Here is a 20,218-nt window from a genome sequence, read left to right on the forward strand (position 1 = left end):
CCTGAAGACACCCAGGGGCCGCCGCTGCTTGCTGCCGTTTAGTAGCGGTAGGTGGTGGTTTCGTTGACGTTGACGCGCACGGTGCGGTTGGCGCCCCGGTCTACATTCAGGGTCACGGTGCTGCTGCCGCGCACCAGGGTACCGCTGTAGCCGCTGCCCGTCGTGCGGGTCTGTTGCAGGGCGTAGCCGTCGGTCTGGAGTTCACGCACCTTCTGGTCGTAGGCGCTGCGGGCGGGGTCTTGCAGGGTGGTGCCTGCAATGGCGCCCAGCAGGTTGCCGATAAAGTCCAGCACGGGGCTACCGGTGTTCACGGGGGCCGGCACCGCCGCCAGGGGCTGGGCAAACTCCACGTTCAGATTGGTCGTGCCGCCGGCCCGGATGGCCACCGTGGTGGTGTAATCCGAGAAACCGGGGGCCTGAACGCGCACAGGATAGGTGCCCGCACGCAGGTTGTTGTAGGTAACGTTGGCGCCGCCCAGCCGCTGCCCATTGAGGGTCACGGTGGCATTGTTCACGTTGGTGCCCACAAACAGGCTGCCGGTGCTGACCGGGTTCTGTGCGGCCACGGTGTAGAAGGCGGTGTCGCTGACCCAGCTGTTCTGGGGCAGGGGGTTCACCACAATGCTCAGGGCCTGCGCCAGTCCGGCCTGACCGCCCTGAGTGGAGACGGTCGCAAACTGATCCTGCGCGGTCTTAAACGAGCTGACCTGGTCGAGGTTCAGGGGCGTGAGGCTGGCTAGCGCCAGCACCTTGTTCTGCCCGATGGGGCCTTCCACGCTGTATGTGAAGTTGTCGCCGGCCGCCGGGAAGCTCTTGGTGGTGTTGGCCTTGACGAAGTTCTCGCCGCTCAGGCGGTTGGGCAGAATCTGGTCCACGCTGCCGTCGGGGTTCACGTTAAACAGGTACACGTAAGCGTCCCGGTTCACGGTGGCGCTCACGGTAATGGCCTCGCCCACGCGGTAGGCAGGGTTCTGGGTGCCGCTGGTGTCCTTGCTCACCCGCACGCTGACCTGAAGGTCTGGCTGAGTGGGGTTCACGATGATGCTCTGGGCGCTGATTTTGGCCTGGGCGCCCGCCACACTCAGGGTGGCGGCGGTGCCGAGGGCCAGCAGGGCAGTCAGGTTCGCTTTCATGCCAGGCAGTGTGCCGCGCGCGTATGACCGTGCGCTGATGGCACCTGATGGAAGCATTCACAGTTGGGCGGCTGACCGGCACAGGGCCCCCTGCGCGGCGACCGCCTCCTGCCAGTGGGGGCAACCCACATGACAGGCTGACGGTGGCGCACACTGGAGCATGACCTTCAGGGGACGAACGGGCCGGCTGACCTGCTCGCTGCTGCTGTGCGGCGCCGCGCTGCTGGGCACCGCCCAGGCCGGGTGGCCCAAAGCGCGCCAGGCCCTCGCGGCGTGGGACTATGACACGGCGCTGTTCCAGCTGCGGCCCCTGGCGGCGGCCGGCGACGCCGAAGCGCTGTTCGAGATGGGGTACATCACCGAGCAGGTCTATGAGGATCTGGCGCGCTGACCCTGTACCGGCCAGCCGCCGAGAAGGACTTCGGGGCCGCGCAGCTGCTGCTGGGCGCGGCCTATTGGGACGGCAAGATCACGCTGCAGAACCTCACGCTGGCCCGGTACTGGCTGCGGGAAGCAGTCATCGAGGGCAGTGGACTGGCCGCCCAGGATTTGAGTATGCTGCTGAGAGACAGGCTGGGCAGTCCCCGCGACGCGGCCCAGGCGCAGATCTGGGCCAGCGAAGCTGACATTCTTGCAGGCCGCTTGAAGCGGGCCGACGCCCCGGTGGTGGCGCTGCCGGACCGCCCCCCACCCCTGTCGTCAGCGGTGTTAGCAGTCCCAGGGCCGGCCGCCCAGCCCGGTGACCTGCGCGCGCGCCTGGAAGCCCAGGCAGTGGCGGGCGACCAGCAGGCCATGACCGACCTAGCGCAGGCCTATCTCAGGGGAACGGGCGGCGAGACTGACCTGGTGGCGGCCTACGCCTGGGCCAGAATTGCCAACACCGACATGTGGCGTGACGTGGTGTTTATCAAGAGCAGCCTGTGGCTGGAGATCGAGCGGCAGCTGAGTGCCGAGCAGCAGGAACAGGCCAGTGTGCTGGAACTTCAGCTGCGCCTAAAACTGCCTGCGTTCTACCGCTAGGCCCGGCCGCCCCGGCTGTGCCCCTGCGCTATGGCACGGGCGACCAGATGGGCGGCGCGCAGGGGTTCTGGAATGTGCCCGGTGACGGTCAGGGTTGCCAGCGCTGCCTGCGCCTGCTGCACACTCAGACCGGCGCGCTGGACGAACACGCCGCCGCACGGCTCCATCGGCCCGGCGGCCTGCACCAACCGCCATTTGCGGGCGCCACCCGGCACCTGGGTCAGCAGGGCGGCGCGCATCCGGTCCAGGTCGGGCGCGCGGCGCGCCACCACCAGCACGGGCAGGCCCGTCTGGGCGTGCAGCGCGTGGATGTTCACGACGTTAAAGCCGGCCAGCGCAATGCCCTGCAACAGAATGAGTTGCACAGCCTGCGTGGTCTGCCCTGCCAGGCGGGCCAGTTCGGCGGTGCTGTTCTGGCCGTCGCGCCGCACCTGGCCGCGCAGCACCGCGTGCAGGGTGCGGCGGGCATATACGGTACCCACCACCGCCACATTGCCCCGGTGCGCCCGCTCAAAGGGCGCGTCGTCAAAGCCGATGGCACAGGACAGCACCCGCCCAGTGTAGAGGGTGGCTGGTCAGCGGCCGGCCGCCTCTTCCTCTGGCCGGGCCACCGCGCTGAGGGTGAGTCGTGTACAGCTCTCCCGTCAGCCCAAGACAACTAAGCGCGACATGAGCACAGGGAACTCCAGAGACCAGGGCACAGCCTTAAGCACGCCCCTCCGCCATCCGGCGCATGTGGGACGGACCGGCGAGGTTCACACTGCCAGCATGACCTCTGTTCCTGACCAGGCTGAGATGGCCCAGACCGACCCTGCCGCCGGCCCGCTGCCGGTCAGTCCCTTTGACCCGCACACCGCTGCCCCAGAAAAGCGCCTGGCGGTGGGCCGCCTGCTGGCCGAGGGCTTTGCCTTCGCCAACCCCGACGACCCGCCGCTGGTGCCCGAAAAAGAGGCGCTGGGCCTGACCCATCAGCTGCCCACCGAACGCAAATCCCACCTGGTGGTGTGGCAGGGCGCGCGCGCCGTCGCCTGGGGCACCCTGGAATACGACACCGAGCAGAACACCCACATGGCGCACGCCCGGCTGCTGGTCGCCCCAGACTGGCGGCAGCGTGGGCTGGGCCGCGCGGTGGGCGCCGCGCTGCGCGACCAGGCCGCGCGCCTGGGCCGCACCGTAGTGACGTTTGGCACCACCAGCCGCGTGCCCGCCGGCGAGGCCTATGCCCAGACCTTGGGAGCCCAGGCCGCGCTGCCCATGCGCCAGAGCCGCCTGCCCCTGGCCGGCCTGGACCAGGACCTGCTGCGCGAGTGGCAGGTGCGGCCCGAAAGCGACCCTTACCGCCTGCACGTCTGGCTGACGGTCCCCGACGACTATCTTGAGCGCGCCGCGCAGATGATGATGGTCATGAATACGGCGCCCAAGGGTGACCTGGAACAGGACGACTGGACCATCACCCCCGAGATGATTCGCGCCTGGGACGCCATGATTGAGGAATCTGGCGAGATCCGCACCCTGATGGCCGTCGAGGACACCCGAACCGGGGAGCTCGTCGCCTACAGCGAGGTGTTCTGGATGCCCGAGCGCCAGGGCCCGGTCTTTCAGGGCGCGACTGCCGTGCGGCCCGACGCGCGTGGGCAGGGGCTGGGCAAGTGGGTCAAGGCGGCCATGCTGGACCACATCTGCGCCCACTGCGAGGGCGCGCGCTGGGTCCAGACCAACAACGCTAAGGAGAACGCCGCCATGCTGGGGATCAATGTCAAACTGGGCTTTGCGCCCTGGTCAACATTTACCGAGTGGCAATTGAAACTGAACTGAAGGCAGACACCAGAGCGAAATAGGGCTGTGGGCTTGAGAGGCCGAAAACGCCCCTCAACGGAACGAGCAGTCGCTGTGGACGCGAGTCCTCAGGGCGCTTGAGAATTATCCTCAAGCGCCCTGACCCGGAGAGGCTGGCACAGCAGCGCGCAAGATCAAGTCACCATCCCAAACAGGGATGAACGTGGCGGCGCGGGGTGGTCAGAGCCCCGCAGTCAAGCGCCGTCGGCGCAGACTCCAGTGACTCTGGAGCCGCTGTATGAGCGCGCACAACCGCGTGATGTTGGCCAAACGGGCTGTTCCGCAGCGTGTGCCGTTCAGGCGGACGCCCTCTTAAACAACTCTCTAAAGCGGTGGGGTATTTAGCCATGTCAGAGAGGGGATGCGCCACTTCTCCGTGCCTGCACACTGAGGAGCACTTGCCGCTGCGCCGAACCTCGCCTGGTCAATCACCGCGCCCCGGCCGCGCTACCCTGCACCGCATGACGGCGTACAGGAACAAGCCATGAGGGTCGCGGTGGCCGATGTGGGGACCAATTCCAGCCACCTGCTGATTGCCGAGGCGGTCACAGCCGGCGATGTGGGCGGCTACCGGGTGCTGGACGCCCTGAAAGACCGTACGCGGCTGGGCGAATGCCTGGACGCCCAGGGCCATCTGACCCCCGAGGGCGAGGACCGCCTGGCCTCGGCGCTGACCCGCTTCCGGGCGCTGGCGGCGGCGGCGGGCGTTCCCGAGGTGCATGTGTCCGCCACCAGTGCGCTGCGCGAGGCACCCAACGGCGCGGCGGTCGCTTCGCGCATGCTGGCGCGCACCGGGGTCTACCCGGCCATCATCAGCGGCGAGCGGGAAGGCGAACTGACCTATCTGGGCGCGGCCCACGCGGTCGAGCTGGCCGACGACAACGTCCTGCTGGACCTGGGGGGCGGCAGCCTGGAATTTGTGCGCGGCGACCAGGCCAGGGCGCGCGACGTGCTGAGCCTGCCGCTGGGCGCCATCCGCATGACGCGGGCCTTCGTGCCCGCCGAGTCGCCAGGGCGCAAGGAGGTCACGGCGCTGCAGGAGGCGGTGCGCGCCGCCCTGCGGCCCCACGCGGCGCGCTTTGCCGCGCGGCCCGGCACCCGCTTTGTGCTGTCCAGTGGCACAGCCGAAGCGGCGGCCCTGGCCCTTCTGACCCGCCGGGGCGAGGAGGCGGCCAGCGTCAACGGCGCCCACTGCACGGTCACTGAACTGGAAGGGCTGCTGGGCGACCTGCGTGGGCTGCGCGCGGCGGCGCGGGCGCGCGTGCCTGGCTTTGAGCGGCGCGCCGATACGGCAGTGGCGGGCCTGGCCACCCTGCACGCGGCCCTGACCCTGCTGGGGGCCACCGACTTTACCGTCAGCGAGGGCGCCCTGCGCGAAGGCATGCTGACCGAGGAACTGACCCGGCTGCGCGCCTACCAGTCCTCGATCAGCGCCCGGCAGCGCAGCGTGCTGGGCGCCGCCGAACGCTTTGGCGCCAACCTGTCGCACGCGCGGCAGGTGGCGGCCCTGGCGCGTGAACTGCTGGGGCAGCTGGGGGCCGCGGGCGTGGACGTTGGACCGGCGGCCGAGGCCCGCAGCCTCCTGACCGCCGCTGGGGCGCTGCATGAGGTGGGGCAGATTGTGGCCCAGAGTGCCCACCATAAACACAGCGCCTACCTGATTCGCCACGCTGAACTGCGCGGTTTTACCCCGCGTGAAATCGAGTGGATTGCCCTGCTGGCGCGCTACCACCGTAAAAGTGCCCCCAAAGCCTCACACCCCGAATTTGCGGCCCTGAGCGGGGCCGAGCAGACCCGCCTGACGCAGCTGGTGGCCGTCCTGCGCGTGGCTGACGGCCTGGACCGCGCCCACTCCGGTGGCATCCAGATTGAAAGGTTAGAGCGCCGGGGCGGCGGCTGGCACCTGACGCTGCGCGGCGCCACGCCGCTGGACCTGGAGGGCGCGCGCGACAAGGCCGATGTCTGGGCGCGGGCTTTCGGGCCCCTGACGCTGCACGCCCTGGCTTAAAGAGCCGGAGCCTCGGTCTGAACCGATGATGAGTACGGTTCAGGCCGAACAGAACAGCTGCGAGGCAGAAAATGGGCGTGCAGCCGGCAAACCTGAAGAGGACCAAGCGACCGGCCAAACCGTTGGGAGGCCAGGGCCACAATCCTGATTATGCTGAGCAGCATGACGCCAGGGCCGCAGAACCTTCCCCAGAACATCCTCTCTATTCAGTCGTGGGTCAGTTACGGCCATGTGGGCAACGCGGCGGCCGTATTTCCCCTGCAGCGCCTGGGCTTTGAGGTCTGGGCCATTCATACGGTGCAGTTTTCCAACCACACCGGCTACGGCGCCTGGACCGGCAGCGTCTTTCCCCCCGAACAGGTGGCCGAACTGATTGACGGCATGGAGGCGCGCGGCGCCCTGGACACCTGCCACGCCGTCCTGAGCGGCTACATGGGCAGTGAAGGCACGGTGGCGGCGGTGGTGGACGCCGTGCGCCGGGTGCGGGCAGCCAACCCGGCGGCGCTGTACGCCTGCGACCCCGTGATGGGCGATGTGGGCCGCGGCGTATTTGTGCGCCCCGAACTGCCGGACCTGATTGCCGCCCAGGCCGTGCCCGAGGCAGACCTGCTGACCCCCAACCAGTTCGAGCTGGAACTGCTGACCGGACAGAGCGTAGAAACGCTGGAGCAGGCGCTGGGCGCCGCGCGAAGCCTGCGGGAACGCATGCGCCCCGGCGGCCCGCGTCTGGTGCTGGTCACCAGCCTGGTGCGCAGCGGCGCCCCCGAGGCCAGCATTGAAACCCTGGTTGTGGCCGATGAGGGGGCCTGGCTGTGCCGCACGCCGCTGCTGCCCTTGGACCCGCCGCGCAACGGGACTGGCGACGCCATTGCCGCCCTGTTCTTTGGACATTACCTGAAGACAGGCCAGCCGGCCCAGGCCCTGAGCCTCGCCATGAGCGCCCTGTACGCCCTGTTGCAGCGCACCCACCTGGCCGGGACCCGCGAGATTCAGCTGGTGGCGTCGCAGGACGATTTTGTGCGGCCCGCGCGGGTGTTCGAGACGCAACAGGTGGGGTAAAGGCCGCAGACGTGTCACTGATGGACTCTCGTCTGTCCTTCTCACTGACCCCTTGAATTCCAGCGCCGCGTGGCTTGCACCACCCGCAATTGTGAGGCGCGTCTCAGGGTGGCCTCAGGGTCACCCCAATGCCTATTGCGGGGGTTCTCATAGAGAAGGGCGGCAGGCCAGGAACACTGAGGGCATGAAACATGTAAGCTTCCCGACCGTTGCCGCCGCCGACGCTTTCATTGCCGACCTGCAGAACCAGGGCGTCGTGGCTCAGACCCTGGGCCGCTCAACCTATAACCGCCGCACGGCGGGCACCACCGCGACCACCAGCGACACCTACGTCGGTGACGCCAGTGCGGGCGCTGAAGACGCTGGCGCCGGCGCTGTGAAAGGCACGGGCGTGGGCGTGGCTGTGGGCGCCGCCGCCGGCATTCTGGCCTCGGGCGCTGTGGTGGCCACCGGTGGTCTGGCCCTCCCCGTGATTCTGGGCATGGCCGCACTGGGCTCTGGCGTGGGCGCCGCCGTAGGCGCCACGGGCGGCGCAATGGGCGTGGACGAGAACCACGACGGCCGCACCGCTGACAACGACTACGGTGACCGTTACGAAGTGGACGACACCTATTACGACAACATCAACACTACCGTCACTGGTGGCGGCCGTGTGGTCGGCGTGGAAGACAGCGTGCCTTACGACGCCGTGGTGGCCGCCGCTGGCCGTCATGGGGGCCAGATCATGGACGACAGCACCAGCAACGCTCGCCGCCTGGACACTACAGCCAACATGTAAACCCCGGTAGGTTCAGCAGAACCTTCCCAAAGCCCCCAGCGGTTGCAGCCCGCTGGGGGCTGGTCGTTGGGTTGGCAGCGGACAACAACAGCCGAGAGCTGACGGCGCTGCCCACTTATCTCGTCTTGAAGGTCACGGACCAGCAAGACGTCAGCGCGGACGGAGTGCAAAGGCGTCATACCGACTCCGATTGAATCGAGCATTCTGCTTGATGAAGTCCGAGCGGACTTGGAAAGCTGCGCAGCAGAGCAAGCAGGAATAGATGCGGATTCTGCGATACGGAAGCGCGGACGGTGCCCGTCCAGCTATGTCGCAATTCAGCGGAATCCGTATCACATTCACTGCCTGCAGGACCGCCGACTAGTGGCCGAAAGTCGACGCGCCCTTCTCCGACAACTCAGGGCAACTCTGCTTGTTCTGATGGGGTTGACACCTGGCCTCTGGTCTGCCCGTCTAAGCCGCTCAGGGTTCGCTGGGCGTATGGGGCAGCAACACCTTTTGAAACCAGAAGTTCCCCAGGGTTTTAATCACGTCCACGAACTCAGCGATACTGACGGGTTTGGGAATATAGGCGTTGGCGTGCAGGTTGTAGCTGCGCCAGATGTCGCTCTCGGCGCGGCTGGTGGTCAGCACAATCACGGGAATGGCCCGCAGCCCCTCGTCCTCTTTCAGAATGTCGAGCAGTTCCAGGCCGTTCATACGCGGCATATTCAGGTCCAGCAAAATCACGTCTGGCCGAATGGCCTGAGGACCACGCAACAAGTCCAGGGCGGCCACACCGTCGCGGGCGTGACTTAGCAGGTGGGGAAAATGCGCCTCTTCAAAGGCTTCCTGAGTCAGCAGGACGTCGGCGGGATTGTCCTCGACGAGCAGGACGTGAACAGCAGTCTGGGTCATGGAACAACTCCGGTGGGTGGGATCAGGGGCAAGGCCAGGTGGAAGGTGCTGCCCTGACCGGGCGTGCTGTCCACCCACAGCTCGCCGCCCAGTTGCTCGGCGGCGCTGCGCGTGACGGCCAGGCCAATGCCGCTGCCCGCGTACTCGTCCATGCCGTGCAGGCGCTGAAACACGCCGAAAATCCGTTCGTGGTATTCGGGCGCAATGCCGATGCCATTGTCCTGCACATGAAAGACCCAGCGCTCGGGCTCCGCCGTGGCCGTGAGGCCAACCTGGGGCGCCCGGTCCGGAGCGCTGAACTTCAGGGCGTTGCCCAGCAGATTCTGCAGGGCGTGGCGCAGCAGCTCGGGGTTGGTCTCCAGGGTGGGCAGCGGGCCGACGGTCACGCGGGCCCCAGTGGTCTCGATCTGGGTCTGCATGTCCTCCACCAGTTGCGCGGCCAGGCGCGCGGTGTCCACTGGAGCGAAGGTGCGCTCGGCGCGGCGCACCCGCGAGTAGGCCAGGAGGTCCTGAATCAGGGTCTTCAGGCGCTGGGTGGCCGCCGTGGTAAAGGCAATGTAGCGGTCGGCTCGCTCGTCCAGCTGGCCGCTGTAGCGCCGGGCGAGCAGTTCGGTGTAGCTGCCGATGGTGCGCAGCGGCTCTTGCAGGTCGTGAGAAGCCACATAGGCAAACTGTTCGAGTTCGCGGTTGCTGCGCTCCAGCTGGGTGTTGGTCTGCTCCAGGGCGTGGGCAGCGCGGCGCAACTGATCCTCGCGGTCCTGCACGGCCTCAGCCATCGCGTTGAACTGCGAGCCCAGCAGCGACAGTTCTTGCACCGGGGCAGGCGGCAGGCGGCGGTCATACTCGCCGCGGGCGATGGACTGGGCGCCGTCATTCAACTCGCGCAGCGTGCGGGTGACGGTGCGGGCCACGCGGAGGGCCGTGACCGTCAGCAGGGTCAGCCCCAGGGCCAGCCCCACCACGCTGATCCAGCGCACCGCACTGAGGGTGGTCTGACTCTGCTGGGTGGCCTCGCTCAGGCGAATGGTCTCGCGGCTTTGCATCAGGACCAGCACATCGCGCGCCTCGTTAAGAATCTCCCGGCCCACACCGTTGCTGACGCGCGCGGCCGCCCGGTCCAGCGACTCGCGCCGGGCGTCCATCTCGGGCAGGGCGGCCTCCTGCTGCCAGCGGCCGACCAGCGCCTGCACCTTGGCCAGATTGGTGCGCTGTCCATCAGAGACACTCAGGTCTTGCAGGGCGTAGGCCGCCGCCTGAAACGACGCCTGCCCTTCCTGGTACGGCGTCAGAAACTCGTCCTGACCCGTGATAACAAAGCCGCGCTGCCCGTTTTCCATCACGGCCACCTGCTGGGTCAGGTCGCTGATGAGCTGGGTGCGGGCCTGGGCGTCCAGCACACTTCTAAGCGCCTGATCGTTGCGCTCGACGCCGTACACAACAGCGCCGCCCACCCCCAGCAGCAGCGCAAACGGCAGCACCAGCGGGCGCAGCAGAAATGACCACAGCGGCTCGGCTGGCCCAGGACCCAGCGGAACAGCCGGCGCCTGGGGCCGCGCCGCCGCGCCAGGCAGCAACTCTGCAGAACCAGGGGGAAGGGCCGACATCGCGTGCATTGTAGTGCAGCGGTTTTGAAACGCGGGGTCCTGTCACTGTCTCTCCTTAAAGGCCGCCCACCGACAGCCCGCTGGCTCGGCCGGGTTCCTCTGCACCAAGCCGGCCCAGAACCCTCCACCTTTTTTGAACCGGGTTCAGGAAAGCAGGGTACAGTGAGGCCCATGACCGACGAGAGCGTGCAGCTCACCCGCAGGGGCGAGGTGGCCACCCTGACCATAACCAGTAAAAAGGGCAGCCTGGGGCCAGCCTTCTGGCGCGCCGTGCCCAGAGCACTGGCCGACCTGAACGGCGCCCGTGCGCTGGTCGTGCGCGGCCAGGACCTGTTCAGCGTGGGACTAGATGTGAAGGCTACCGCGCCAGTGATCGGCCCAGCCCTGGGTAACCCGGCGGCCTTTCACCTCGTTGTGGCCGAGATGCACGCAGCCGTAGAAGCCTTCGCCGCGCTACCCATCCCAGTGGTGGCGGCCGTCCACGGCTGGTGCATTGGGGCTGGGCTGGAACTGATGGCCGCCTGCGACCTGCGCCTGTGCAGCGCCGACGCGCGCTTTTCATTGCCGGAAGTGCGCCTGGGCATCACCGCCGATCTGGGCGGCCTGCAGCGCCTGCCCCACCTGGTGGGGCAGGGCCGCGCCGCCCACCTGGCCCTGACCGGACTGCCCATCGACGCCGCTACTGCCGAGCGCTGGGGCCTGGTGACCGAGGTCCTCCCCACCCCTGACGCCCTGTTTGCCCGCGCCGAAGAACTGGCAGCTTATCTGGCTACCTCACCCCCCAGGGCCCTGGAAGGGACCAAACGGACGCTGCAAGACGGCCTGTCCCACACGGAGAGCCTCCACGCGGCCGTGGCCTGGAACGCCCAGCACATGACCGCCGAAGGGCTGATGAACGCGCTGAACCGGGATGTGAGGGGGACGCAGCAGGAAAAGCCGAACCCGTAAACTCTCTGACCTTTCAACCTCTTGCAAGGAGCCTTATGACCCAGAATTCCCCCCTTTCCTCGACCTTTCGTCCTGACCTGCTGGCGGGCAAGCACGCGCTGATTACCGGCGGCGGCAGCGGCATTAACCTCGGCATCGCCCAGACCTTCGCCGCGCATGGCTGCGCCGTAACGCTCCTGGGGCGCAACCTCGACAAAGCCCAGACGGCGGCCCAGGGCATCGTGGCCGCCGGCGGGCGCGCGTTGGGTGTCAGTGCCGACGTGCGCGATTTTGCGGCGCTTCAGGCGGCGGCCGCGCAGGCGATCACCGAGTTTGGTGAGCTTGACATCGTGCTGGCCGGGGCCGCCGGCAACTTTCCTGCCCCTGTGGACGGCATCAGCCCCAACGGCTTTAAAACGGTGGTGGACATTGACCTGCTGGGCACTTACAACACGATTAAGGCAGCCGCGCCCCACCTCAAAACGCCCGGCGGCAACGTCCTGAGCATCAGTGCTTACGGCGTGCCCATCCCCATGCAGGCGCATGTGGTGGCGGCCAAAGCCGGTGTGGACGCCCTGACGCGCACGCTGGCCGTGGAGTGGGGCCTGCGCGGCATTCGCGTGAACGCGATTATCCCTGGCCCTATTGACGGCACCGAGGGTATGGCCCGCCTGGCCCCCGACGAGAAGACGCGCCGGCAGTTTATGGGCACTGTCCCGCTGGGCCGCTTTGGGGTGCCGCAGGACATCGCCAATGCTGCCCTGTTTCTGGTGTCGGACGCCGCCAGCTACGTCACCGGCGTGATTCTGCCGGTGGACGGCGGCCAGAACATGCTGGGCGGCGCTCCGCAGTACCAGATGTATCAGGCGATGGGTCTGGCCCTGCCGAAGCAAGAAGCGTAAAGACTTACGCCAGAGCGCCGATGCCCAGCCTGGCCACTCGGGGCAGCATGGGCACATGAGGCTGCTGCACCTTGAAGAACGTCCATTTCACCGCCTGCGATTCCTCAATGCGGGGAAAAGGGGTGGAACCGAGACGCAGCAGCTGCCGTTTCTGCGTGGGGTTGTAGACACCTTGCCTGATGGGGTGGACGTTCTCGTCCTGACCAGTGACCTTCAAGGCGTGGTGCGGGACTGGGCCGGCGCTTCCCAGCTGCTTGGCGTAGTCCTGAGGAACGAACTTCAAACGCTGATGTCTCAGGGGCTCCTCCCACCACTGGCCCGCACCGGAGCTGTTCTGGCCGGTGACCTTTACTCGGCCCCTGGCGCTGACCAGCGCGGTGCCTCTGGCGATGTCTGGCCAGTTTGGTCTGCGTTTGCGTCGGCCTGCGCCTGGGTGGCCGGCGTTCAGGGCAATCATGACCAGTACAGCCAGGACGTTCATGACCTGCCCAACGCCTGGCTGCTGGACGTAGAAGAAATCGCTCTGGGCGGCCTGCGGATCGCGGGGATCGGCGGTGTGGTGGGCGACCCAACCAAGACCGCGCGGCGTTCCGAGGAGGACTATCTGGCTGCCGCCGAACTGGTGCTGGCTCACTCACCCGACCTCCTTATCCTGCATCAAGCGCCACAGGGGGGAGCCGGACAACGAGGCTGGGCGGCGCTGACCGCCGCTCTTCGAGAATGCCCCGTGTCTCTGACCGTCTGCGGCCATGTTCATTGGGAACAGCCGCTCTTTCGCCTAAGTTCTGATCAGACGGTGCTGAATGTGGATAAGCGGGTCATCGTGCTGACGACCTCACCTCACTTACACAGGTCTGCCGCACATACGTCCAACACGGCGTAATCCTTGTCCTTCTGCACGACCAGTTTCAGGTACAGGGTGCCGCCCTCGTAGGCGTAGCTGTCGCCCGTGGTCGCCGCCAGGTTGGCCAGGGCCACCTTTTTCAGCCGGTTGCGGTTGTCCACCCACCAGTCGCGGTACAGCACCGGCTCGGCGGCGGCGGGCAGCGACAGGCGCAGTGTGTCGCCCGGCTGGCGCCCACTGAAGCCCAGTCGCCACTGGGCGCTGGTGTTTGTTGGGGTCACGGTGTAGGTCTGCCCCAGGCGCGCGGTGGTGCTCACGGTGGTGAAGTTGCCCGGCGTGCCCGTCAGGCTGACCTGCCCGTGGGGCCCGGCCACCGTCACGGGGCCAGGCTTGCCGCCCTTGACGTCCTGCAGCCACAGGCGGGCGTAGGTGCCGGCGCAGACGCTGGCATTCCAGGCGGCGCGCACCTGGCAATCTGGGGCGCCGGCCAGCAGGGCGCTGCCCGTGACGCTCAGGCCCGCTGTGCCCGTCACGCTGCCGTCGCTGTCCACGAAGGTGGCCGACTTATCGCCGTCCTTATCGGCCTGCGCGGCGGGCAGGTACACGCGCTGGCTGCCGTCCAGCCAGGTCAGCCCGCGTGCCTGATTGGCTGGGTTGAGGGGAAAGGCATTTTTCGTCTGGTAGCCCACCCCGCTGGCCTGACGCACGCTGCTGGGCGCAAACGCCGCAATGGCCGCGTCCTGAATGCTGACCTGACCGTCGTAGAACTGAAACCCGCGCACCGGAAACGCAGCGTCCCAGGGCCGGGGCAAGCTGCGGCCCCCCTCGCCCTTGGCTTCCCAGCTTTCAGGCTGGCCCACGTTGGGGGTCTCGCCCACCAGCAGGCCCCCCTTAAACACCGAGAGATTCGAGGCAAAGGTGGCGCCCACGGCGTTGTCGGCCAGGACAGCGTTCAGCAGCGTGTGGTTTTCCCCGCGCAGCCAGACGCCGTGGTCGCGCTGTTTGTAGGCCGTAAAGTCGCTGAAGATGGCGGGCACGGCGGCGCTTTTGGGGTCAGCGGGGGTCGTCACGGGGTCGTAATACGCAGTCTCGGTGGCGCTGCCGTCGGCCGCTGGGCCGTTGTCCACATTCAGGCCACGGTCTCCGCTGTGGGCCACATTGCCACTGAATTCGCCCAGCGGCGTGCGCCGGGGCCAGAGGTTGGTCTTGCTCGCCGCTAAGCCGGTGGGATGCTCGGCCAGTCCGTACCAGAAGCCCGTGCCGTCCACGCCCGCCGCCACGTTGTTCTTGACCGTGTTGGCCGGGTTGGCAATCCAGAAGCCGGACGGGCGCTTGTCGCTCTCCAGCAGCGGGTTCTGGCCCTGCTTGCTGTCGGGCGCCTTGACACGCGTGACCAGATTGCCCTGGATCAGGGTGCCGGTTTCGTCGCCGTCTTCCAAGAAAATGCAGTGGCCCAGCGTGTCGTAGGTCACGTTGTCCTGCACGCGCAGGTCACTGGTGCCGTGCACCACCACGCAGCGGTTGAAGCTGGTGTGCAGGCTGTTGCCGCGCAGGTAAGAGGCCGGCGCGCTGCCCAGCTGGTGAAAGTGCACGGGGTAACGCCGCAGGGTGTTCAGCTGCCCCACCCGCACGAACTCGGTGCCTTCCAGGCGCGCGATGCTTTTCCCCATGACCATGACGTGGGCGCCCACGCGGCTTTGCACGGCGTCCTCGGTGGCTCCTACGACGATGTTGCGGCTCAAGAGGCCCACCTCGGCCCGCTCGTTGACGGCGCGGCCGGCCACCGTGATGGCCTCGCCCCAATGGGTGTACTTCAGCGGCGCACCCAGCGTCACGGTCGTCCCCGAGACGCGCTGCACCGTCACCTGTTCGGTCTGACCGGGATTGAAGTCAGTGCTGGCCAGGGTCAGGCTGTCGCCGCCCTTCCAATCCGGGGCGCGGTCCAGGGTCAGGGTGCTGCTGCCCGCCTTGGCTGTCGCGGCCAGGCGAGTCCAGGGCAGGCGCGGCTGGCCGTGCAATTCCAGCGTGCCGTCCATCACGCCCAGCGCGCGGTCGCCCATCCCCATGATGTCCTCGCCAGGCACCGTGTTGGTCAGCAAAATCTCGGCGTGGTGGGCAAACGGCTGGTCTTCGCGGCCCACCCGCAGTTCGCCGTGCACCATGATCCATTCGCTTTGCAGGGTCAGGTCTTTCTCGGCGAAGTCCAGGGCGCTGCCTGTAGGGATAGTCAGGCCAGCCAGCGCTGGAGGCGAGACGTCCAGAATCACGCGCTTGCCCGCCGGAAGGGTCACAGTGGCGCCGGCTGCTGGTACCGCCCCGCCCCAGGTCGCCGGGTCGCTCCAGGCGCTGCCTGACTGGGTGGGGGCCGGCGCAGGCGAAGGACTCGGAACAGCCGGAGAGGTGGGCGTGGCAGGGGCGGCCGGGCTGGTCGGCGCCGGCTCTCCGCCAGCCGACTGTCCACAGCCAATGAGCAACGCAGACAACGTGAGGGCCAGAGGCCAGCGGTGCTTGAGCATAAAGAGAGTGTAAATGAGCGGTCAGTCAGCCGCCGTGAAGGACTTCGCAGGGCAAGTGTAACCTTTAGCACCGTACAGCACACGGTTTAGCTCCAGAGCCGAAATCTCCCAAACTCAGCAGGATAGATTTTCTATATCTCATAGTTTTCATAGTTAACTTTTTAATTATGAGTCATAAGAAGTTTCGCCCGAGGAGGCACTCCCATGATTCCACTCAGCGACGACAACCTGATCCTCGACACCGACAGCTACAAAAGCAGCCACTTCCTGCAGTACCCGCAGGGCACCACCCGGCTGTTCTCCTATCTGGAATCGCGGGGCGGCCGCTACCCCGTAACACGCTTTTTTGGGCTGCAGTACATTCTCGACCGCTACCTGACGCGCCGTGTTACCGCCGAGATGGTTGAAGAGGCCCGCGCCCTCATTGAAGCGCATGGCGAACCCTTTCCTTACGAAGGTTGGATGCGCGTGGTGAACATGCACGGTGGGCGGCTGCCGCTGGAAGTGCGTGCCGTCCCCGAGGGCACGCTGGTCCCCATTCACAACGTCCTGATGAGCGTCACCAACACCGACCCCGAATTGCCCTGGCTGGTGGGCTGGTTCGAGACCATGCTGATGCGGGTTTGGTATCCAACCACCGTGGCGACCCAGAGCTACCACATCCGCGAAATTATTCGGGTGGCGCTGGAGAACACGAGTGACCGCGCCGCCGAGGAGCTGCCCTTTAAACTGCACGACTTCGGCAGCCGGGGCGTGTCCAGCCGCGAGAGCGCCGGCCTGGGCGGTCTGGCCCACCTGATTAACTTCCTGGGCAGCGATACTCTGGAAGCCCTGCGCGTGGCCCGCAACCACTACAGCGCCGACATTGCCGGGTATTCCATTCCGGCGGCCGAACACAGCACCATTACCAGCTGGGGCAAGGAACACGAGGTGGACGCCTACCGCAATATGGTGACGCGCTTTGGCAAACCCGGTGGCGTTTACGCCGTGGTCAGCGACAGCTATGACCTGAAACACGCCATCAACGTGCACTGGGGCGAAACCTTGAAAGAGCAAGTCATCCAGTCGGGCGGCACCCTGGTCGTGCGCCCCGACAGCGGCGAACCGGCCGCGATGGTTCGCCTGGCCGTGAATGCCCTGGCCGCCAAGTACGGCACCACCACCAACAGCAAGGGCTATAAGGTCCTGAACCACGTACGCGTCATTCAGGGCGACGGCATAGACGAAGGCACCATCCGGCAGATTCTGGGCAACCTGGAAATTGACGGCTACAGCGCTGAAAACGTGGCCTTTGGCATGGGCGGGGCGCTGCTGCAAAAGGTGGACCGCGACACGCAGAAATTCGCGTACAAGGCCAGCGCCGGCCTGATTGACGGAGCGTATCGGGGCATCTACAAAGACCCGGTGACCGACCCCGGCAAGCGCAGTAAGGACGGCGTGCTGGACCTGGTGCTGGAAGGCGAACGCATGGTCACGAAGGCCTACAAAACCTTTGACACCGACTTTCCGGGCAGCCTGATGCGGACGGTGTACCGCGATGGGGAATTGTTGGTAAGAGATACGCTGGATGATGTGCGGGGGCGAGCGTGAGTTCAGTCATTAATGCCGCCGCTGCATTGAAGAGTGCAATAGCCAGCAATGTAGCTCCTTCAGCTGGAACGTCAGCCCGACTAGTTAGTCGATTTATAGAGTCTTACTTTAGTATCAAAGACGATTTGATTTCGGAGATAGATCCGCCCAAGGGGATGCTGTCCTCTAAGCACATCCCTGAGACTTACGATGTGGGAACAGAAGAGCAGTACTATTATTCCGACGATGTTCAGGCAATCGCAGATGAAATAGGTATCCTTTTATCGCTTTGGAGTGAAAATAACTCACAAGGCTCCAAGCTTTCACCCAAGCCTCGGAGGGTTTTTATCTCCCATGGACGCGATGGCGCATGGAGAGAAGTTCAAGAGTTCATCGAAAGAACTCTCAGAATACCAACCCTCGAACTAGCCCAAGAGGCAAATAGGGGGAGAACTATTTTTCAGAAACTCATTGACGAATCAGATAATTGCGGTTATGCAGTTATAGTAATGACAGGCGACGATAGAGTTGAGGAAGAGCAGATCCGCGCACGCGAGAACGTTATGCATGAAATAGGATATTTTCAGGGCAAGTATGGTCCAGATAGGATATGTATATTGCACGAGAGCGGCGTAAATATTCCAACCAATATTCAGGGGATAGTTTATATCCCTTTTCCAAAGGATGGAGTTGCGGCAGCGCTTGGCGGCCTAACACGCGAACTCAGTCATCTATAAATGTCGTCCATACACTTAATTACCAGAGTATTAGATGTCTTGTCCACAGCATCTGATACCGCAAATCTAACTGAAAAATTAGCCAGGCATATTGGTATTTACGGAAGTGGTTTAGCATCTGGCCTACTGGATGAAACCTACCTTTCCTCCCCCGCTTTTCAAGCCAACATTGCCCAAGCTCTCCGCGCGGCCGAAATCGCTGAATCCGACGACAAGCTGGGGCTGATTGCGCGGGCGCTGGCCGGGTGCGCGCTGGCCTTTCCGCCGCCCACACCAGATAAAGTCCAGACCCTGCGCATCGTTGAGGCGCTGTCTATGCGGGAATTTCACGCCCTAGCGGCTGTCTTTGACCGGCTTGACCCGATTGATCCTTACGCCGATGCCCTCCCCGTGGAAGGCGCCTCTGCCCCCGGATTTTCGCGGCAGGAGTTCGAGGCCGCTCTGCTAGGGCTGGGGCAACTGGGCCTACTGATGCGAACAGAGCAGCGGCGAGAGCCCTACGCCTGGGCAAACGAATCAGCAGCGAATGTGCCGGTCTGGCGGCTGACCGCGTTGGCGAGGCAGGTCGCCCTGCTGATACGCCTGCAAGGAGCAGAGCAATGACCTCCAACTGGCTGGACACCCTCTTCCCCAGCAACGCCGAGCGCACCGTGCCCTGGCCGGCGGTCGGCGAACTCGTCACGCTCTACCGCCCCACGGGCCTGCAAGAGCTGCGCTTGGTGGCGCAGAGCGGCTGGCGAGCCTGGCCGCCGCGCCCGCCGGACCAACCGATCTTCTATCCAGTGCTGAATTTTGACTACGCCGAGGAGATCGCCCGCGATTGGAATGCCAAACGCAATGACCCGCCCGTCGGCTTCGTGACGGCCTTTGACGTGCGCGCCGAAGAGGCGACCCGGTACGAGATTCAGGTGGTCGGCGCGCAGGCGCAGCATCAGGAACTCTGGGTGCCTGCCGAGGAATTGGACCGCTTCAATGCCGCTATCGCAGGGCCCATTCGCGTACTGGCCCACTACGCCGGCGCAGGGTACACGGAACCGATCAATCCAGATACGCATCTGCCCATCCACTTTTAGATATGGCCCCTGCACAGGCGTCCCACGGAGTCCCCTATGACTGCATCCGACCTCAACAAAGCCCTGCAACTCAACCGCCTGACGGCGTTCATCGAAGGCCAGGCCGAGGCGCCTGTCGCCATCACCGGCCAGCTCACCGCCGACGGGGTCTACCTGCTGCCAGGGGAAACCCCACCGGATTCGGCGGCCCTGACAGAAGCCCTGGCTTTTGCCCACCACCTCGCGGACATCCTGAGCAGCGCGCAGGTCTACGAATCCAGCGACACGGACACGCCATATGTGCCGTTTGTGCTGCCCCACGCCTTTTCGCCAGCAGCGCTGGCCGAGCAAGCCCCCAACTGGCTGGGGCTCCTTGCTCTGCCCGAAGGCCAGGCGGTCGTGGACATTGATGAGTCGTCTTTTCGCGCGGCCGAGAAGTTAGCGGTCCACGAACAGGACGAGGATGTGGAGGATTACTACGAACCCGAGGAGATAGAGGCCATTCACGCGGCAGCCGACCTCTTCAATAACTCTTCAGACCGCCGCTTGGTGCAGCTGACCGCCGGCTACGTGGCCATCCTGCTGCTGGATCTGGCGCAACTGCCTGGCGGGTTCTGGGCGGGGGTCGCCACCTTGCGCATCGACACCTGACCAAGGCGCGCGGCGGGTTCCAGGCGTGGAGTATGGGCGCGACGCTGTGCTGAGTTCCCCGCATGACCGACAGAATTCCTAAAAGGAGACCCCATGACCCTGTTCGGCCTGACCATTCCAGCTCTCGCCCTCGACCTGGCTGGCGGCCTGTGCGTGCTGGTCAGCCTGTACTACCTGTGGGCCAAGAGCAGCACCTACTGGCACTGGAGCAATGCGTCCCTGCTGCCTTACTTCCTGTTGTTTCTGTCCGGCAAGCAGTGGATGTTTGCGGGCTTGCAGGTGACATACCTGCTGTTTGGCCTGCACGGGCTGTACCTGTGGCACCTGGAAACGCGCCGGGCACGCGGCGAGATTCAGTTCAACGAGCGCGGCTGGTACGGCGTGACCTGGGCCGCCAGCCTGCTGATTTTTGCCTACACCGTCGCCGCAACCGATTTCAGCGCGGCCTGGAACTGGGTGCAGTTTGCGGCCGTCACGTTGGCCCTGGTCGCCAACTTTGGCACCACGCGCCGCTGGTCGTGGTCGTGGCCAGTCTGGGTAGCCGTCAACGCCGTGCAAGCGGTGTACTTCTGGCATCTGGACTACTGGGTGCTGTTCGGGCTGCAGTTCGTGCTGGCGGCCATGAGCATGTACGGCTGGCGGCAGTGGCGGCGCGACGACGCGCGGGAGGTGGCCTTTGCCTGAC

Annotated in this window: 20 protein-coding genes and 1 pseudogene; 15 read left to right on the plus strand and 6 right to left on the minus strand. The window is 65.6% G+C overall.

Annotated elements, in window-relative coordinates; translation table 11 throughout:
- Window positions 1–38: 38 nt before the first annotated feature.
- Window positions 39–1,133 carry a DUF4384 domain-containing protein gene (locus K7W42_RS03685; RefSeq protein WP_224572393.1) on the minus strand — a complete coding sequence of 365 codons (1,095 nt, stop codon included), beginning with the start codon at window positions 1,131–1,133 and terminating at the stop codon, window positions 39–41.
- Window positions 1,134–1,293: 160 nt separating this feature from the next.
- Between K7W42_RS03685 and K7W42_RS03690 the strand changes: the two genes are divergently transcribed.
- The 3 genes and pseudogenes from K7W42_RS03690 (at window position 1,294) to K7W42_RS03700 (ending at window position 2,153) form a co-directional block, all read left to right on the plus strand.
- Window positions 1,294–1,524, plus strand: a complete 231-nt coding sequence (locus K7W42_RS03690) for a hypothetical protein (RefSeq protein ID WP_224572395.1) — start codon at window positions 1,294–1,296, stop codon at window positions 1,522–1,524.
- Between the two features lie 47 nt (window positions 1,525–1,571).
- Window positions 1,572–1,640, plus strand: a pseudogene (locus tag K7W42_RS23185) (hypothetical protein); the annotation flags it as partial.
- 48 nt (window positions 1,641–1,688) lie between these two features.
- Window positions 1,689–2,153, plus strand: a complete 465-nt coding sequence (locus K7W42_RS03700; RefSeq protein WP_224572396.1) for a hypothetical protein — start codon at window positions 1,689–1,691, stop codon at window positions 2,151–2,153.
- Here the strand turns inward: K7W42_RS03700 and K7W42_RS03705 are convergent.
- Window positions 2,150–2,704, minus strand: coding sequence for an endonuclease dU (locus K7W42_RS03705; RefSeq protein ID WP_224572398.1), 555 nt, complete (start codon window positions 2,702–2,704; stop codon window positions 2,150–2,152). The genes K7W42_RS03700 and K7W42_RS03705 overlap by 4 nt on opposite strands.
- A gap of 217 nt (window positions 2,705–2,921) precedes the next feature.
- Here K7W42_RS03705 and K7W42_RS03710 point away from each other — a divergent pair, with 217 nt between their 5' ends.
- The 4 genes from K7W42_RS03710 (at window position 2,922) to K7W42_RS03725 (ending at window position 7,834) form a co-directional block, all read left to right on the plus strand.
- Entirely contained in the window at window positions 2,922–3,968 is a 1,047-nt protein-coding gene (locus K7W42_RS03710; protein WP_224572400.1) for a GNAT family N-acetyltransferase, read from the plus strand.
- Window positions 3,969–4,473: 505 nt separating this feature from the next.
- Entirely contained in the window at window positions 4,474–5,997 is a 1,524-nt protein-coding gene (locus K7W42_RS03715; protein ID WP_224572402.1) for a Ppx/GppA phosphatase family protein, read from the plus strand.
- 162 nt (window positions 5,998–6,159) lie between these two features.
- Complete coding sequence (gene pdxY / locus K7W42_RS03720) at window positions 6,160–7,056, plus strand: pyridoxal kinase PdxY (RefSeq protein ID WP_369411315.1); 897 nt, start codon at window positions 6,160–6,162, stop codon at window positions 7,054–7,056.
- Between the two features lie 184 nt (window positions 7,057–7,240).
- Window positions 7,241–7,834: a hypothetical protein gene (locus tag K7W42_RS03725; RefSeq protein WP_224572406.1), complete on the plus strand. Its 594-nt coding sequence runs from the start codon at window positions 7,241–7,243 to the stop codon at window positions 7,832–7,834.
- A gap of 462 nt (window positions 7,835–8,296) precedes the next feature.
- On the opposite strand, the gene K7W42_RS03730 is transcribed toward K7W42_RS03725, so the two are convergent.
- Window positions 8,297–8,731 (minus strand): response regulator, encoded by a 435-nt coding sequence (locus tag K7W42_RS03730; RefSeq protein ID WP_224572408.1) that lies wholly within the window; start codon window positions 8,729–8,731, stop codon window positions 8,297–8,299.
- On the minus strand, window positions 8,728–10,335 hold the full coding sequence (locus K7W42_RS03735; protein ID WP_224572410.1) for a sensor histidine kinase: 1,608 nt from the start codon (window positions 10,333–10,335) through the stop codon (window positions 8,728–8,730). Before K7W42_RS03735 ends, K7W42_RS03730 begins: the two co-directional genes overlap by 4 nt.
- 171 nt (window positions 10,336–10,506) lie before the next feature.
- Here K7W42_RS03735 and K7W42_RS03740 point away from each other — a divergent pair, with 171 nt between their 5' ends.
- Window positions 10,507–11,283 (plus strand): enoyl-CoA hydratase-related protein, encoded by a 777-nt coding sequence (locus K7W42_RS03740; protein WP_224572412.1) that lies wholly within the window; start codon window positions 10,507–10,509, stop codon window positions 11,281–11,283.
- Window positions 11,284–11,318: 35 nt separating this feature from the next.
- Complete coding sequence (locus K7W42_RS03745) at window positions 11,319–12,164, plus strand: SDR family oxidoreductase (protein ID WP_224572414.1); 846 nt, start codon at window positions 11,319–11,321, stop codon at window positions 12,162–12,164.
- Between the two features lie 4 nt (window positions 12,165–12,168).
- Here K7W42_RS03745 and K7W42_RS03750 read toward each other — a convergent pair whose 3' ends face one another.
- Complete coding sequence (locus tag K7W42_RS03750; protein ID WP_224572416.1) at window positions 12,169–12,798, minus strand: hypothetical protein; 630 nt, start codon at window positions 12,796–12,798, stop codon at window positions 12,169–12,171.
- Between the two features lie 206 nt (window positions 12,799–13,004).
- Complete coding sequence (locus K7W42_RS03755) at window positions 13,005–15,524, minus strand: G8 domain-containing protein (protein WP_224572418.1); 2,520 nt, start codon at window positions 15,522–15,524, stop codon at window positions 13,005–13,007.
- A gap of 204 nt (window positions 15,525–15,728) precedes the next feature.
- Here K7W42_RS03755 and K7W42_RS03760 point away from each other — a divergent pair, with 204 nt between their 5' ends.
- The 6 genes from K7W42_RS03760 to K7W42_RS03785 all read left to right on the plus strand — a co-directional run bounded on the left by K7W42_RS03760 (window position 15,729) and on the right by K7W42_RS03785 (window position 20,217).
- Window positions 15,729–17,114 (plus strand): nicotinate phosphoribosyltransferase, encoded by a 1,386-nt coding sequence (locus K7W42_RS03760; protein WP_224572420.1) that lies wholly within the window; start codon window positions 15,729–15,731, stop codon window positions 17,112–17,114.
- Window positions 17,111–17,830 (plus strand): TIR domain-containing protein, encoded by a 720-nt coding sequence (locus K7W42_RS03765; RefSeq protein WP_224572423.1) that lies wholly within the window; start codon window positions 17,111–17,113, stop codon window positions 17,828–17,830. Before K7W42_RS03760 ends, K7W42_RS03765 begins: the two co-directional genes overlap by 4 nt.
- On the plus strand, window positions 17,831–18,433 hold the full coding sequence (locus tag K7W42_RS03770; RefSeq protein ID WP_224572425.1) for a hypothetical protein: 603 nt from the start codon (window positions 17,831–17,833) through the stop codon (window positions 18,431–18,433).
- Window positions 18,430–18,903 carry a hypothetical protein gene (locus tag K7W42_RS03775; RefSeq protein WP_224572427.1) on the plus strand — a complete coding sequence of 158 codons (474 nt, stop codon included), beginning with the start codon at window positions 18,430–18,432 and terminating at the stop codon, window positions 18,901–18,903. Before K7W42_RS03770 ends, K7W42_RS03775 begins: the two co-directional genes overlap by 4 nt.
- 36 nt (window positions 18,904–18,939) lie before the next feature.
- Window positions 18,940–19,533: a hypothetical protein gene (locus K7W42_RS03780; protein WP_224572429.1), complete on the plus strand. Its 594-nt coding sequence runs from the start codon at window positions 18,940–18,942 to the stop codon at window positions 19,531–19,533.
- Between the two features lie 93 nt (window positions 19,534–19,626).
- On the plus strand, window positions 19,627–20,217 hold the full coding sequence (locus K7W42_RS03785; RefSeq protein WP_224572431.1) for a nicotinamide mononucleotide transporter family protein: 591 nt from the start codon (window positions 19,627–19,629) through the stop codon (window positions 20,215–20,217).
- The last annotated feature ends 1 nt before the right edge of the window (window position 20,218 follow it).

This window comes from Deinococcus betulae, assembly GCF_020166395.1.
Lineage (GTDB): Bacteria > Deinococcota > Deinococci > Deinococcales > Deinococcaceae > Deinococcus > Deinococcus betulae.